At 38.5% G+C, this 234-nt stretch carries 1 protein-coding gene; it reads left to right on the top strand.

Features of this window, described 5'->3' with window-relative positions; translation table 11 throughout:
* The coding region (locus L942_RS43240) for a UPF0236 family transposase-like protein (RefSeq protein WP_200862962.1) at positions 1-234 on the top strand (234 nt) is incomplete at both ends.

Here is a 234-nt window from a genome sequence, read left to right as displayed (position 1 = left end):
ACATAGAGGCAGATGAAGACCATGTACCTTTACAAGATGGCAGCAGTGAAACACCGCGATTGATATACATACATGAAGGTAGAGAAGAGAAAAACGGAAGGAACGTACTGAAGAATGTCTATTACAAGGCATATGTAGGAGAGAAAGCTGAAGACATATGGATAGACGTAGCAAATTACATAGAAGACAATTATGAAGTGGAAAAGATAGAGAAGATATACATAGGAGGAGATG

The sequence above is a fragment of the Amycolatopsis orientalis DSM 43388 genome, from assembly GCF_000411975.1.
GTDB classification, from domain to species: Bacteria; Actinomycetota; Actinomycetes; order Mycobacteriales; family Pseudonocardiaceae; genus Amycolatopsis; species Amycolatopsis orientalis_D.
Note: the sequence above shows the minus strand (reverse complement) of the source record. Positions and strands in the feature narration are given on the sequence as shown.